The organism is Streptococcus sp. 2106 (genome assembly GCF_013277315.1).
Classification (GTDB): Bacteria; Bacillota; Bacilli; order Lactobacillales; family Streptococcaceae; genus Streptococcus; species Streptococcus pseudopneumoniae.
The window spans coordinates 19,021-19,304 of sequence record NZ_VMMS01000091.1; positions in this window are offsets into that span (position 1 = coordinate 19,021).

The following is a 284-nucleotide window of genomic DNA, read 5'->3' on the forward strand; positions in this document are numbered from 1 at the left end:
TTTCATTGAGTATAAGATACAAATTCATACTAATACATTTTGTAAGAAAGCGAGTTTCGATTGAAATTCGCTTTTTTAAATGCTGTGGATTTGGGTCAATCTTATTTAAAAGGGATAAATCATAGATACAGTTAAGGCTTAGAAATACTGCTTTTTACTCTTTTTCAACCTCATGTTTCTTCGTAGTTGATTACCTCATATCATTTGTATTCGCTTACATAAAGTGTTATAATATGATTGTAGGAAAGAAGGTGTTTTTATGTGGAAAAAATATTTTTCAAAAT